This is a genomic window from Bacillus sp. SRB_331 (genome assembly GCF_003264175.1).
Lineage (GTDB): Bacteria > Bacillota > Bacilli > Bacillales > Bacillaceae_G > Bacillus_A > Bacillus_A mycoides.
Genome location: NZ_NADV01000029.1, coordinates 113,412 through 127,401, shown reverse-complemented (window position 1 = coordinate 127,401; position 13,990 = coordinate 113,412). Strand labels below are relative to the sequence as shown.

Genomic DNA, 13,990 nt, shown 5'->3' with positions numbered 1-13,990 from the left:
CTTTAATGTAGTCTTACAAGCTAATATACTCTATTGCTCCATAACCTTATAAAGCTTTTGCAGGTAACGCCAACGGGTTATAAAGAAATATAATACTTGTATACATATAAATGAAATTAAAATAACGATAGAGCTATTAATTATAGAAAAATCGACTAATTGCTGTAATGCCGTATAAGCGACTACAGTATGAATCACTGCAACAACAATCGGTAAGAAGAACATTAATAATAACTGTCTCGTTACAATTTTTTTTAATTCTCGTTTACTTAATCCCATTTTCGAAATCATTTTATATTGCTGTTGATCGCGATCCAAATCAGTATATAATCGAAAATAAATAAAACTAGCAGCGAATGTGAAGAAGACGATTCCGACTAAAACACTTGCCATAAGTAATAATCCATTCGTTTGCTTTGCACTTAACAAATCTATAGTTAAAGCCCGAAATTGAAAATTACCTACTCTAGTATCTTTCTCAAATCTACTAATTAATTCGTTTGAAATTCCCTTCGTTTTCATCCAATCGTCTACAACAAATCCGTAAGTACGATATTGAATGTCTTTATTAACTGGGTCACTAGTAAGAGGTATTCCATCATATACCTGATCTTTAACAGCGATATAAATAGTTCTAGAATCATGTGGTAAAACTAAATTTTCTACGGCTTTTTTTACATGAAATGTCTTTGTCCAATCTCCTTGAATGACTTCTATATTCTTTTTATACTCGCCATTTTTAAATTCTTGTTTTTGTGATACGACTCCAGGAATTAATAAAATTTCATCTTCTTTTTCGATTGTTTCTTGTTGATAGCCTAGTGCTTTAGCAAGATCGTTATATTCACTTAACTTCATTACATCTACACCATTTTCCGTGTATATATATGAAGATGAAGCCATTCGATACGGAATATTAGCATCAGAAAGGTGTTTTTTTATAATAGAAAGATTTTTATTTAATACTTTGTCGTTTTCAAAACTTCCATACAAAAATGTATACGGATTTGTCATCCTTACCAAATCCCTATTTCCAATTGCAGCTGTTGTACCAATCGCTGTAAATGCAACTGCTGAAACAATAGATACTATAAAAAACATCGTTGCATTATCTTTCATACGGTAAATTAATTCAGCAAATGTTAATATATTTGTTCTCTTTAAAAAGAAAGATTCTCTCCTTTTCGCAAGGTGCAATATATAAACGCTACACTGTGTATATAAAAAGTACGTTCCTATAATTACTAGGAGCACCCCTATTCCAAGCGTAATAAAATTAGTACTTGGGATAAAACGAAATACTGAAAAATATCCATACCCTATACTAATTAAAGAAAGTAGCGATAATAAAATTGATGCTTTCGGTTCTGGCTTTGGCTTTTCCTCTGCTTGTATAAGTTCCACAAGTTCTGTTACTTTTATCATTTTAAATGTAACGAGCGAAACAATTAAAAATAATAAAAGAAATGTGATGACTGTTAATAATACAGCCTGCACTGGTATATAAAAAGGCAAACCATTACTAATCATTAATACACTTGCGCTTATCAATAAAACTAGTTTAGAAAATACGAGTCCAATAAGAATTCCTATACAAATTGAGCCAAGTCCAATCAACATATTTTCAATTAATAATAATTTCTTAAGCTGTCTCATTGACATACCTTGCATCATTAATATCCCAAATTCTTTCTTACGCGTTTTTAAAAATGAACTAACTGAATATAGAATGAAGAAAAATGAAAATACAAAAATCAAGCCTTGCGAAACTGAAAATCCCAATGTACCAAATGCACTTATTGTTGCACTTGTCGATTTCAACTCACCTTGTAAATCAGGATGAAATAATAAAAGAGCATACGTAAAGAAAATCATAATAGAAAATGCACTACTTAAAAAATGAGCTGCATATGTACGCTTATTGCGAAAAATATTATTAAATGCGAACTGACGAAAAGTCATGCCTTTTCCCTCCTAACAAAGAAAGGACATCCATAATCTTTTGATAAAATGCTTGCCTACTTTCACCACAATAAATTTCGTTATATAGTTGACCATCTTTAATAAATATGACTCTGCTGCAAAAACTCGCTGCATACGGATCATGTGTAACTAACATCATCGTAGCTTTTTCTTCTTTATTTAAAGTATCTAGCATCTCCATTACATCATTTGAAGATTTAGAGTCTAAATTCCCTGTTGGTTCATCTGCAAGTAATAATTGCGGCTTATGAACAATTGCACGAGCAATTGCTGTTCTTTGAGCTTGCCCCCCTGAAATTTCAAAAGTTCTTTTACTCAATATATCTGTAATATTTAATTTCTCTGCAATTTCTTCAACTCGTTTGTTCATTTCTTGTACAGAAACACCATCTAATGTCATCGGCAATACGATATTTTCCTTTACTGTAAGTGTGCTAAGTAAATTAAATGATTGAAAAACAAATCCTAATTGTTTCCTACGGAATAAAGCCAAATTATCTGATGTCAACTGGAAAGGATTTGTACCATTTATTAATATTTCTCCCGATGTTGGAGAGTCGATAGTAGATACCATATTTAATAACGTTGTTTTCCCGCTCCCTGATGGCCCCATAATCCCTATAAATTCACCTTCTTGAATTGATAAATCAATATCTACCAATGCTTTAAAAGGTACTTTCCCTTTATATACTTTACTAATACTTTTTGCATGTAGAATTTCCATTTATATTCTCCCTTCATTTGCACTTCTCACAATATAGTGTAAATGAATTGTCTTATAGCACATATTGATTCATCTTTCATTTATCTTACACGCTTGTAAGATTTCTAAAAAAACTGATAACAAATCTACTTTCAAACTATAATCAATTTATATCTATCTTATAATATTCGCAGGGTAGTATGAAATACAATGCTATTTATTTCTAATCTTTATTATATTAATGAAAAAAGACCGATTGTATTATCGGTCTTTTTACTTTCAAATATTATATTTTTAACTAATTTCTTAAATTGAAATATAATTAAATAATACTTTTAATACTATTTCACTTGATAATATCCTCTGCAAAATACTGAGTTCTTCGGTTTCATTGCAATTAAAAATGAATTGTAAATATCTGAGGCGGAAATTATTGCGTTTATCCAACATACAAATAATATGATTGATTTAATATTTCCTGATACATAGAACGACATAAATGCAGGGGCTACCGATAATACAATTATGGGTAAGCTCATAAAGACCCAAAATCTCGCTTTGGATAGGGTTGCATTTGTATTTAGCCAAAAAAATATTCCACTACATGTTAAGCTAATATCACCTTTGTTACTTATGACCAAAATGTGTAGACATTCGTGAATGATGAAGACAAAGATACCTATTATGATTAGATACAATATATTAATATGAGTGAAACCTACTCCAAAGTAATTTGGTATCAGAAAAATGATTATTTGAAGTAGATATACAAACTTCATATAATGCTTTTGATACCAATTATTCTTAATAAAAGGAGTCCATTCTGAAAAATCCATACTTATCTGTGGCAATTGACGAAACCAAATTATGATATGCGTTCCCCTCCCTCATTTAATCTATTTCATAACTTAAAACTTTTAATCCACTAACACTCAACCGTAAGTTTTATATGCAAAACTTCGCTCACCTTCACTTTTGCCGTGCGTTCTTCTATTTGAGCTCAAAATGATTCATTTTTAGGATAATTTGAGTAAGAAAGTGGTGTTTTCATAGATAAATGCATTCGACAAAATTATCCAAACCCCTTTTCATATATGATTTTTTATAAAATGATTATCGCATGTACAGCTTAATCCCCTTGTTTTTTTGATGAGAAAATCCGGCAAGAAGCCATCCAAATTGTCTCTTTGATATGGTAACAGGTAGAATGGAATGTAAAAAAGCTTTTTTACATTCCATTATAGATTCTTTTAAAGAGCAATATTTTTTATCCACTCTGATTTGCTTAATAAATAATGATTATATAGTTGGTTTTCTATCGTCTGTTGGCTCAAATAAGTAAATCCACATTTTTCAATAACTTTATTTGATGGTACGTTGTTAATTAAAGCAATTGCGTTGAGGACATCTACATTTGTATTTTTAAACATATAATCAATTAACCCTTTAGTCGCTTTCGTAGCGTAACCATTGCTTTGATACTCGCTTGAAATAGCATACATTATTTCTCTATTTGGTGAAGGGAGTTCTTCTTTAATACTTGTGCAGCACCATCCAATAAATTCATTTGTATCTTTATTAAATATTCCTAGCTTTAATATATGATCATCTATGTTACATGTATTTTTCACTGCATTAAGAAATTCTTTATTTGCTGGTATTTCATCATTAATAACCCAGTCAACCCTTTGTTCTTTCGTTGATTTCCAGTCTGGTAAAAACTGTTCTATTTCCGGTTGATTCGATATTTTATAAATACTCTCCGCATCTTTGATAGTAAATTCTTGCAAGTATATATCTCCACAGTCTATTCTAAATAAATTAGTCGAACTCTCTTCTCCCATGTTAATCCCCCTTAATTACATTAAAGCGCCTTAATCTGCTTCGTAAGTTCTATAAATCGTTCATCAAGTTCTTTATATTCTTTATCGTTAGAAGTTAAAAAGCTTAATTTACCTAATACTTCTTGTCTCTCTGTTTCTAATGTTAAACGTAGCTCTTCAATATCATCTCTTGTTTTAATAAGTTCCTCTAGCTGCTTTTGTATCGTATTATTTAAAAACACGAGTTTCGTGTTAGTTGTTTTCTCCAGAAAATATCGATCGTGAGAAACTATAACGAGTGTTCCATTATACTCAGCTAATGTATTTTCAAGCTGTTCACGTGAAGGAAGGTCAAGGTGATTCGTCGGTTCATCTAAAATAAGTACATCTTTTTCATCTAAAATATAAGCCATTAACTTGCATTTTACTCGTTCCCCCATACTCATATGCTCAATCGGCTCTTTCCATTGAGAAGCTTGGAATCCTAAATGTTTCATTAAATTTTGGACTTTTCCTCTTTCTTCAAATGTCTCTTTAAAAAATAAATCTTCTGGTGTTTTATCCAGTGGTAAATCAAATACTTCTTGTGTTAAATAACCGATGTTTGCAGATGGTGAAATCCATACTTCTCCTTGTACAGTTTCCGTTCCCATAATCATCTTCAGTAATGTTGTTTTCCCGCTACCGTTTGGTCCAACAATCGCAATCTTCTCACCGTGCTGGATTGTAAAATTAACGTTTTCAAATAATGTCTTTCCATGAAAGTCTTTTTTTAATTTCTTTACTTCTAAAAAGCGTTTTCCTACTTTTTTATTCGCTTGAATAGAGAACTCCACTGAATACTCTTCTTTCACACGTTCTACTTTCGTTTTCTCCAGCTCTTTTTCGAGACGTTTTCGTTTTGACTTCACTTGCGCATCCATTCGCTTCGCTTTTACACGATAAAACTCTTTAACTCCTTCTTGTTTTGTAGACTGTGCGTGTGCCTTTTGTGACCATGAACTTAATTCTTTTATATGTGTTTCTACTTGTTCTATCTTTTTTTGTTGTTTTTCATATTCACGTTGCTGCGTCATTCTTGTATGCTCACGTGCTTTCATATAACTCGTATAATTACCGCTATGCTCAATTAGTTTCTTTTCCTCAATTGACCATATTTTCGTTGCGACAACATCTAAAAAGTATCGATCATGCGATACAACGATAACTGTACCCTTCATATTTTTTATTTGCTTAATGAGAAATTCCGTACTCATCTCATCTAAATGATTTGTCGGTTCGTCTAATATTAATAAATTAGGATTTTCGGCAAATCCTTTTGCTAGTCGAACTTTCAGCTTTTCACCACCACTTAAAGTAAGAAAATCGTTCGTTGGCACGCCCCATTTCGCAAGAAGTTCTGCTTCTTTTGCAATCATATCATTACTAATAAAAGATTCTATTTCTTGTTCAACATATGCCGTTGTCATATTCATTTGCTGCCATTCAACAATCCCTTTTGATGGCTCAATCTTCCCATTTATTAATTGAAGTAACGTTGATTTACCGGCACCGTTTTTACCAATTAATCCGATAACATCCCCTTGTTTTACTGTAACATTCATTTTCTCTAATAAAGTATTTTCCTTTATTTCAACATAAACATCATTTAATTTTAAAATTTCTTTCATATTACCGATCCCTTTCATTAAGGGAGAACAAAAAAATCCTCCCAAATTATTTTGGCAGGATTAGTCGTTAACATATTTATACCCAAATAAGCTATTACGCATAATAAATAGCAATACCGTTGAATGGAATTGGGTAGACTAATCCTATTTTTTACAAATTGAAATTTATTTAATTTCAACATTTAAAAATAAGATTAGTTAATCATCGTCCACCCATCATTCCTTTCCGTCGTTAATAACCATATTGTACCATGATAATACAGTATGTGTAAATGCAATTATACGTGCTGTTATAAAGATTGCTTTCTTCTAGGTCTATTTATCATTTCTTAACTTCAAATTGAACAAGCATACTTTAGTTGTACTACTTCCTTTAGATTTCCCTAATAATAACCTTCTAAGCACTCCCTCTTATATAATTTTTATATAAATTTAAGAGTAATTATATATTATACATACTACATTTCAGTTCTTATAATAAAGATATCATTTTAAAAGGAGGATACTACAATGGAATTTAGCAAACTAGGAAACAGTGGATTAACAGTAAGTAAGATTGCATACGGGAACTGGATAAACCATGGCGGGAAAGTAAATGAAGATATTGCAAATGATTGTGTGAAAGCCGCACTAGATGTCGGAATTACTACGTTCGATACTGCTGATGTTTATTCGGACACTATAGCCGAAAAAGTACTTGGCCGGTCTTTGAAAGGTATACGCCGAGAAAGCATAGAACTATGTACAAAAGTATGCCATCCGACCGGACCTGGAAAAAATGATCGTGGATTATCGAGAAAACATATTATAGAAAATTGTAATGCATCGTTACAGCGGTTGCAGACAGACTACATTGATGTCTATTATGCACATAGATTTGATAAAACAACTCCCCTTGAGGAAACGATGTTAGCTTTTGCTGATCTTGTAAGACAAGGTAAAGTCCTTTACTTAGGCGTAAGTGAATGGACATCAGAACAAATTACCCGCGGTGCAGCACTTGCACGAGAATTGAACATTCCACTTATCGCTAGCCAACCTCAATATTCGATGTTGTGGCGAGTTATTGAAACTGATGTAATACCAACATGTCAACGTGAGGGACTTGGTCAAGTTGTATGGTCTCCCCTCGCACAAGGCATTCTCACTGGAAAATATCAACCAGGTAAACCAATACCGACTCAATCACGTGCTAATTCAGATGCTGGCAAACCATTTTTCCACAAACTCGTGCAACGTTGGATGAGTGATGATGTACTCACTGCAATTCAGAAACTCAATCCCATCGCACAAGAAACTAATCTTACCCTATCTCAACTCGCAGTTGCTTGGGTACTACAAAATCCAGCTGTTTCCTCTGCAATTATTGGCACTTCAAATCCGGAGCAAATAAGAGAAAACGTAATTGCTTCTAGTGTTAAATTGCAACCTGAAATTATGGATCAGATTGATAATATACTAAAAGGTTTCGCTGAGTACGATCCGAGTAAAACAGGTTGAATCTTCAGTGACTTTAAAATAAAAATGGAAGTTTTCCTATCCAACTTTCCCACTGCCCATCCCATCAAGATGGGCCTTTACTTTTCAAATTCAAATTGTGAAGTCGTATAAACCACTCTAACAACTGTTAAGAAGTTCTCTAATACGACAGACTTTTCATCTTGTCTCCATCCAACATATAAATTTATTTTCGGTGTATTTTCTTGAATGTCTTTATACATGACACCCGATTTTTTATAGCTTTCCACCGATGATGGAACGACAGAAATCCCCATTCCTGCTGCAACTAAATTCACAATCGTTTGCATTTGGATCGCCTCTTGAACAATATTTAAACTTACTCCATGTTCCCAAAAGTAACTAATAATTAAATCATAAAAGTTAGTACCGAAATGACGAGGAAATAAAATAAATGGTTCATCAACTAATGATTTGATTGAAATGTTACGTAACGAAACTAAAGGATGCTCTTCATGCAAAACTAATTTTAAACATTCTTCAGAACAAACTTCGGAAACTAATATTTCATTATTCTGCTTGGAACGAATAAATCCAATATGAATTTGTTTTTCATATAGCGCTTTTATTTGCTGGTCTGTTGTCATCTCGCGTAATATAAGCTGTATTCTAGGAAAACGTTCTCGAAATTTTTTTAATATGTCTATTACGGTTTCTGTAGAATCGACAAAACCGATTATTAAATGTCCTATCTTCCCTTCATCCGCAAGCTGTGTTTCTTTAATAGTTCTATCTACTTGAAGCAACGTTTGTCGCGCACCTTCTAAAAATATTTTCCCTGCACTGGTTAGTTCAACCATTCTTTTTGTTCGATGAAAAAGTTGAACTCCTAATTCTTCTTCTAATTTACGAATTTCTTGACTTAAAGGAGGTTGTGCCATCCTAAGCCGTTCTGCTGCACGACTAAAGTTTAATTCTTCTGCCACTGTTATGAAATATCTCATTTTACGAATATCCATTTCAATCCCCCAGTCATTATCAATTACCCAAAAAGCACTTTTATTACTAAAAAGCATGTGTATGACTAGTTGTTCTTTTTCCTTTTCAGTTGAGTTTATCTTCTCTTATGTAAATAATTTTACATTCTCAAATTGTATCAGTATTACAAAACAAGGCTAAAAAACTTATCTTAAAAGTTCTTTAGCCTGAATCACTTTTTACACATTAAAAAATATTATTCGTACAACGGTACCTTTACCAACCTCTGAATGGATTCCTACACTATGTCCTAATTGTTTCGTAATTTCATATACAAGATAGAGCCCCATTCCAGTTGATTCTTTAAAATCTCTACCGTTTTCTCCTGTAAAGAAAGGTTTGAATACTCTTGGTAAATCTTGCTTCGGTATCCCTACGCCACTATCGGTAATTTCAAGTACAACTGTATTACCTTCCTTACGTGCTTTCACTTTAATCTTTTCTCTACTACCTGATGAATATTTAATCGCATTCGATATTATTTGTCCAATTAAAAACTGTAACCACTTCGCATCACTTTCTACAGTAATACTCTTATCAATTTCAAGCTCTGGATATACAAAATTCCGAATAAAAAAGCGTTTATGTTCATGCACGGAATCATTCACTATTTTATGTAGTTGTACTCTTTCTACATAAAAATCTTGTGTAAATGCTTCTAAACGTGCGACATACAGTGCCATCTCTAACCCCTTTTTCAACCTATCTGTTTCCTCATTAATACTTTCAAAACGTGAATCCACTTCATCTTGTGTAATTAATTCTATTACAGATAAAGGTGTTTTCATTTGATGAATCCACTGATTCATAAAGGTTAAATGATCATTATTTTTCCTCTCTTGTAACTGGAGCTGATTTTGATAATGTCGATATTGTACTTCGAGCAAATCTTGGAGAGCAGTAGATAAAACTGCAAAATCAGATTTTTGAACAGATTCATCCAAAGATTGCAACGGATTTGCTAAACGTTCATAAAAAGAACGATGTGTAAAATAACGAAATACTAAATAACTTACCATAAAAAAAGCACCTAAAAACATTGCATATAATGCCGTTGAAATATGATTATGCCCATCAAACCAATAAACTAAGAATATGGCTAGTAGTTGGATCGCAGTAAAACAAATAAGTGGTATATGATCACGTATAAATAACCTTATCATTTTTCCATACCATTATCCCAAGTAATATGTAATCTATATCCAACACTACGAATTGTTTCAATTGCTCCTTCAATATGTAACGTTTTTAACTTTTTACGCACACGTGTTGTATTTACACTTAATGTATTATCATCAACATAGGATTCACTATCCCATAATTTATTTAATAATACTTCCCTACTCACAACACGCGGATAGTTTTTCATTAACATCTCTAATAAAATGGCTTCGTTTCTCGTTATATCAATCTCTTGGTTCCTAAGTTTTAATACAAGTCTTTCGGGATATAAACTAAGACCTTGTTGCTCAACCATTCGTTCTTCTAGTTTCGGTGCATAGTCTCCATAAGCACGTCTTAAATGACTACGAATTTTTGCCATTACAACTTCATAATGAAACGGCTTCGGAATAAAATCATCGCCACCATTTTCTAACGCCATAACTTGATCCATCGTACCTTCACGAGCCGAAATAAATAAAATTGGACATGTAGAAACCCCGCGAATTTGACGACACCAATAGTAACCATCAAAACTTGGTAAATTAATATCTAATAACACTAACTCCGGTTGTTCTTCTAAAAATATGTCTAACACATTTTGAAAATCCGTTACAATAATTCCTTGGTAACCGTATTTCGCAACATATGTTGATAATAGCTCCGCAATTTTCATATCATCTTCAACAATCATAATTTTAACCATCTCTGAACTCCTTTTTGATCCACAATCTCAAATATACTTATATAAATACTACCTCTTTTCACAAAATCCGTAAAATAGAAAAGGATACTTTTATACAAAAGTATCCTTTTCTATTTTTCTTATTTAATATGAAATTCATTTAGAGAAAATCCTAACTTCTCCACATATTCCCTTCCTAGTTCCATCCGCGCCGTTTTTAGTGGATCCACAACTTGGCAAATTTTCAAATTACCTGCTGCTGATAATAAAAGAGTTGCATCAGCTTTAGACATTTCTAATTCTTCATGTAAAAATGTCACCATATTACGTACAGCACGACTAGCTGCATCATCTAACAATTTCTCAGAAGCGATTGTCATTATTTTTTCTTTTTGGATAGCCATTGGTATTGGCAATGTCTTTTCTTTTATAATTTGAACAGTTACAGTTACTTCACCAGCAACCTCTACTCCACTAACACCAATTTCACCATCACCCATCGCAGCATGTAAATCGCCTAATGCTAAAAGAGCACCAGGAACATTTACAGGTAATAATAACGTTGTACCTTCTTTGATTTCTTTACAATCCATATTCCCGCCGTGATCATGCGGTGTACCACATGAAATACTCTCTTCTTTCGGTGCAGTACCAATCACACCAATCATTGGATTAATTAGAATTTGCAGTTCATTTGAAAATGAAACATGTCCATTATGTATTGGGACAATTTTTACTGTATTTTCATTTAGCTCATCACCCATTACACCTAGGTTCGCACCTGTAGTTAAAACACCCAGCTCTGCAATTTTAATCTTTTCAATCGTTACGACTAATATATCACCAGGTTCTGCACCTTTAATATGTACAGGTCCGGTCGCTGGATTTATTCGATTCCAATCTAATTCTTGAAACACAACATCTTCAGAATCAATTTGATTTTCAAAGCAATCATATGTTTCAAATACAAGACGGCTCCCAATTTCTACTTCAATACATGGATTATTTTCTGGTGACATTGCGTAAATGATATGTTCTTTATGTATACGATGCATAGTACCTCTCCTTTTTCGTTTTTTATCTTCCATATAATAATTAGCTTTTTTCCGTATAAGCCCCTTTTTAAAATTAGTAGTTATTTTCAAGAAAAATGCACTTAGCTCATTTTGAAACATACACTCTTTACTATAACAGGTAAAGAAAGGTGGTATTACAATGCCCCTTATTCCATACAACGAAAGTGACGTTGATTTACTAGCTCGTTTAATTCGAGCTGAAGCTGAAGGTGAAGGACGACAAGGTGAACAACTTGTTGGATGTGTTGTCGTAAACCGTGTATTTTGTGATTGCTTAGATTTCAAACAACTTCGATCTGTACGTGATGCAGTATATCAAAGCCCTGGCGGATTCGAAGCAGTTCAATACGGTTACTTTTATCAACGTGCCCGTGAATCAGAAAAAGAAATCGCAAGAAAAGTTTTACAAGGTGAATGGCGCTGGCCAGCACGATGGGCTCTTTGGTATTTCCGTCCAGTTGGAGCTTGTCCACCCGAATGGTATAATCAGCCGTTTGCAGGGCAATTTAAAAGCCATTGCTTTTACGAACCAAGTGGCGATGAATGTCCAAAAATGTATTCAAGATAGTAAAAATTAAACAACGGAAGTACTTATTCTATTGAGTACTTCCGTTGCTTTTAACTATATTTTAGAAATCTAATAATGTGACGAATTTTCTGGCGCCTACCACATGTATTAATAACGGTATACGTGGACCACTTGATTGATTCATAATGAGCCTATATAAAATGGTAAATAATTGTTTTTGATTTTCTTTCATTATTTTTTTATTTTCATGATGACAAATCGTATACAATTGCTCCATTAGTTTAGAATGATCGTTATTAGAACGAATTATTTTACAAACTTCTACTAGCCATTTTTTCTGCCGTTCATCTAATGTGTTATAAAACTCCGTATTTTTCTCTTTATTTACCGCAATTAATTTTTTAGATTGAAAGTTTCTTATCCAATACTCAGCACGATTACTTATCGCTATCATTTCAGGTAATGTATAGCTCCTATCTATTTTCTCTAATATATCTTGTAAAATAGATGAATCAAAATTTAATAACGGTAAAGTTCCTGCTACTTGATTAAACTTTGGATACTCTTTAAATCGGCTATCAAGTCTAGAAAGTTTAATTGCATCAAATAAATCCTCATTTTTGAGTGTTTTATTTTCATAACTGTCCTTCAATCTCTCATACTCTGTATAATTGCGAATCACATCTTCATCAAGTCCAATATGAAAAGCTGCGCCGGGCCTATATTTTGCAAACATAAAAAGAATCACTTCTGGTACATACACTTTTAATAAGTCGCTAGGTGTAATACTATTCCCTGAAGAACTGGACATTTTTTCATGATGCCCTTTAATTCCAATGAAATCATAAGCAACGTATTGAGGGGCTTCACAATTGAATATTTTCCTTGCAATTTCTTTTGATACATTATAACTACCTGTTTCCGACGATTGATCTCTTCCGCCCGGTTCGAAAATAACATCCTCTATTATCCATCTCATCGGCCAATCGATTTTCCAATTCAGTTTCATTTGATTTGTATTTAATACGGATAATTTATTTTGATTTCCACATTCACAGTCATACCGAACTGTTTTTAATACTTCATCAAAATGTGTAATAGTTGTTGCATCTTTCCCGCACCTCTCACAATATAACGTAACGGGATAAAAGTTTTCTTTATCTTCTTCTCGGTGTATTCCTGTTTTAAAATCCATTAAAATATCATATATTTCTTTTCTTTTATACAAAGACTCTAATATGTTTTCGTTATACCTTCCGCTTCTATATTCAGTATGTTGATATATGAATTCCACTTCAATCCCAAATGCTTGGAGCGATTTCTCAAACTCTTTTTCAAAATGCTCTGCGTACGAGTTATGACACCCATACGGATCAGGAATATCACAGTATGGCATACCAATATATTTTGCAAAAGATGGATCAATATTTTTAGGAACTTTTCTAAACCTGTCATAATCATCCCATGAAAAGATAAAACGAGTCTTTTTCCCTAAATCTTGCAGAGCCCTTACAACGAAATAAGTCGTTACTATTTCACGGAAGTTCCCAATATGAACAGAACCAGATGGACTAATTCCAGCTGCACAAACAAAAGTTTCTTTGTTTGGATGTTTTCTAATTAATTCATGTGCTACTTCATACGCCCAATGCATATGCCACTCACCTCAATTGTATTTTTATTTTCACATTTTCAGTTTTATACAACAAAAAAACTCCCACCCCCAAGATTATTCATCTTGAGGACGAGAGTTATTAGCTTCGCGGTACCACCTCAGTTTGTTAATACGTCACCATATTAACCTCTTCAGGTACGGCAAAATATGCTTATACCCTATCTCTATAACGGGAGAACCCGTCGCACC

At 32.9% G+C, this 13,990-nt stretch carries 12 protein-coding genes and 1 other annotated feature (1 of these 13 running past the window's edge); of the genes, 2 read left to right on the top strand and 10 right to left on the bottom strand.

The genetic code is table 11. The annotated features are described in order from the left end of the window. Window positions 1–30 precede the first annotated feature (30 nt). From B5P42_RS19040 to abc-f, 5 genes are all read right to left on the bottom strand, one after another. The gene (locus tag B5P42_RS19040) at window positions 31–1,962 is read right to left on the bottom strand and encodes an ABC transporter permease (RefSeq protein ID WP_113734936.1); all 1,932 of its coding nucleotides are present in this window, start codon (window positions 1,960–1,962) and stop codon (window positions 31–33) included. Then, the gene (locus B5P42_RS19035) at window positions 1,937–2,707 is read right to left on the bottom strand and encodes an ABC transporter ATP-binding protein (RefSeq protein ID WP_002136646.1); all 771 of its coding nucleotides are present in this window, start codon (window positions 2,705–2,707) and stop codon (window positions 1,937–1,939) included. Before B5P42_RS19035 ends, B5P42_RS19040 begins: the two co-directional genes overlap by 26 nt. Window positions 2,708–3,027: 320 nt before the next feature. After that, window positions 3,028–3,522, bottom strand: coding sequence for a DUF3267 domain-containing protein (locus B5P42_RS19030; RefSeq protein ID WP_002032490.1), 495 nt, complete (start codon window positions 3,520–3,522; stop codon window positions 3,028–3,030). A 414-nt stretch (window positions 3,523–3,936) separates the two neighbouring features. Next, window positions 3,937–4,530: a GNAT family N-acetyltransferase gene (locus B5P42_RS19025; RefSeq protein ID WP_113734935.1), complete on the bottom strand. Its 594-nt coding sequence runs from the start codon at window positions 4,528–4,530 to the stop codon at window positions 3,937–3,939. 20 nt (window positions 4,531–4,550) lie between these two features. Next, entirely contained in the window at window positions 4,551–6,179 is a 1,629-nt protein-coding gene (gene abc-f / locus B5P42_RS19020) for a ribosomal protection-like ABC-F family protein (RefSeq protein ID WP_113735053.1), read from the bottom strand. 510 nt (window positions 6,180–6,689) lie between these two features. Between abc-f and B5P42_RS19015 the strand changes: the two genes are divergently transcribed. Continuing rightward, window positions 6,690–7,679, top strand: coding sequence for an aldo/keto reductase family protein (locus B5P42_RS19015; RefSeq protein ID WP_113734934.1), 990 nt, complete (start codon window positions 6,690–6,692; stop codon window positions 7,677–7,679). A gap of 77 nt (window positions 7,680–7,756) precedes the next feature. Here B5P42_RS19015 and B5P42_RS19010 read toward each other — a convergent pair whose 3' ends face one another. The 4 genes from B5P42_RS19010 to B5P42_RS18995 form a co-directional block, all read right to left on the bottom strand. Further along, window positions 7,757–8,656 carry a LysR substrate-binding domain-containing protein gene (locus tag B5P42_RS19010; RefSeq protein ID WP_113734933.1) on the bottom strand — a complete coding sequence of 300 codons (900 nt, stop codon included), beginning with the start codon at window positions 8,654–8,656 and terminating at the stop codon, window positions 7,757–7,759. Window positions 8,657–8,854: 198 nt separating this feature from the next. After that, window positions 8,855–9,838 carry a sensor histidine kinase gene (locus B5P42_RS19005; protein ID WP_002142017.1) on the bottom strand — a complete coding sequence of 328 codons (984 nt, stop codon included), beginning with the start codon at window positions 9,836–9,838 and terminating at the stop codon, window positions 8,855–8,857. Then, window positions 9,835–10,542, bottom strand: coding sequence for a response regulator transcription factor (locus B5P42_RS19000; RefSeq protein WP_113734932.1), 708 nt, complete (start codon window positions 10,540–10,542; stop codon window positions 9,835–9,837). Before B5P42_RS19000 ends, B5P42_RS19005 begins: the two co-directional genes overlap by 4 nt. A gap of 119 nt (window positions 10,543–10,661) precedes the next feature. Then, on the bottom strand, window positions 10,662–11,576 hold the full coding sequence (locus B5P42_RS18995) for an acetamidase/formamidase family protein (RefSeq protein ID WP_113734931.1): 915 nt from the start codon (window positions 11,574–11,576) through the stop codon (window positions 10,662–10,664). A 160-nt stretch (window positions 11,577–11,736) separates the two neighbouring features. Here B5P42_RS18995 and B5P42_RS18990 point away from each other — a divergent pair, with 160 nt between their 5' ends. Then, window positions 11,737–12,165 carry a cell wall hydrolase gene (locus tag B5P42_RS18990; protein ID WP_002013108.1) on the top strand — a complete coding sequence of 143 codons (429 nt, stop codon included), beginning with the start codon at window positions 11,737–11,739 and terminating at the stop codon, window positions 12,163–12,165. Between the two features lie 61 nt (window positions 12,166–12,226). Here B5P42_RS18990 and lysS read toward each other — a convergent pair whose 3' ends face one another. Further along, the gene (gene lysS / locus B5P42_RS18985; RefSeq protein WP_113734930.1) at window positions 12,227–13,780 is read right to left on the bottom strand and encodes a lysine--tRNA ligase; all 1,554 of its coding nucleotides are present in this window, start codon (window positions 13,778–13,780) and stop codon (window positions 12,227–12,229) included. A gap of 83 nt (window positions 13,781–13,863) precedes the next feature. Beyond that, window positions 13,864–13,990: a binding site (T-box leader), on the bottom strand; it runs 130 nt beyond the window's last position.

Coding starts and splice junctions, on each gene's coding strand:
- B5P42_RS19040 (WP_113734936.1), bottom strand. CDS start 1,962: ATGACTTTTCGTCAGTTCGCATTTAATAATATTTTTCGCAATAAGCGT.
- B5P42_RS19035 (WP_002136646.1), bottom strand. CDS start 2,707: ATGGAAATTCTACATGCAAAAAGTATTAGTAAAGTATATAAAGGGAAA.
- B5P42_RS19030 (WP_002032490.1), bottom strand. CDS start 3,522: ATGGATTTTTCAGAATGGACTCCTTTTATTAAGAATAATTGGTATCAA.
- B5P42_RS19025 (WP_113734935.1), bottom strand. CDS start 4,530: ATGGGAGAAGAGAGTTCGACTAATTTATTTAGAATAGACTGTGGAGAT.
- abc-f (WP_113735053.1), bottom strand. CDS start 6,179: ATGAAAGAAATTTTAAAATTAAATGATGTTTATGTTGAAATAAAGGAA.
- B5P42_RS19015 (WP_113734934.1), top strand. CDS start 6,690: ATGGAATTTAGCAAACTAGGAAACAGTGGATTAACAGTAAGTAAGATT.
- B5P42_RS19010 (WP_113734933.1), bottom strand. CDS start 8,656: ATGGATATTCGTAAAATGAGATATTTCATAACAGTGGCAGAAGAATTA.
- B5P42_RS19005 (WP_002142017.1), bottom strand. CDS start 9,838: ATGATAAGGTTATTTATACGTGATCATATACCACTTATTTGTTTTACT.
- B5P42_RS19000 (WP_113734932.1), bottom strand. CDS start 10,542: ATGGTTAAAATTATGATTGTTGAAGATGATATGAAAATTGCGGAGCTA.
- B5P42_RS18995 (WP_113734931.1), bottom strand. CDS start 11,576: ATGCATCGTATACATAAAGAACATATCATTTACGCAATGTCACCAGAA.
- B5P42_RS18990 (WP_002013108.1), top strand. CDS start 11,737: ATGCCCCTTATTCCATACAACGAAAGTGACGTTGATTTACTAGCTCGT.
- lysS (WP_113734930.1), bottom strand. CDS start 13,780: ATGCATTGGGCGTATGAAGTAGCACATGAATTAATTAGAAAACATCCA.